1 protein-coding gene is annotated in these 302 nt (G+C 57.0%); it reads right to left on the reverse strand.

Going from position 1 to position 302, the window contains the following annotated elements:
* Positions 1–95: 95 nt before the first annotated feature.
* Positions 96–302, reverse strand: a 207-nt coding sequence (locus tag CQ12_RS36605) for a hypothetical protein (RefSeq protein ID WP_198164357.1), incomplete at its 5' end; no start/stop codon positions are given.

The following is a 302-nucleotide window of genomic DNA, read 5'->3' on the forward strand; positions in this document are numbered from 1 at the left end:
CAGCGAGGCAAATGCTTCGGCCAGCAGATCGTGCTCCAACAATTCCTTCGCACGGGTGCCCTTTACTGCGTCCTTCTGGAGCTTGATTTCGTCGATCATTTCTTGGGCGCCGGCTTCTGCTTCATCTGCTCAAGCTTGGCCTGATGCGCCGCGTCGTTCTGCTCCATCTTGGTATCGTGAGCATGCGCGGTCGCGACCATATCCATGGCTGTCTCAGCCATGTGAGCATGGTGTTGCTGTTGGTCGTTGAGCGCCTTGCGCTCCATCTCGATCGCCTTCAGATGGGCGTCGATGATCTTCAG

Origin of the sequence: Bradyrhizobium jicamae, from assembly GCF_001440395.1 — a bacterium.
Taxonomy (GTDB): Bacteria; Pseudomonadota; Alphaproteobacteria; order Rhizobiales; family Xanthobacteraceae; genus Bradyrhizobium; species Bradyrhizobium jicamae.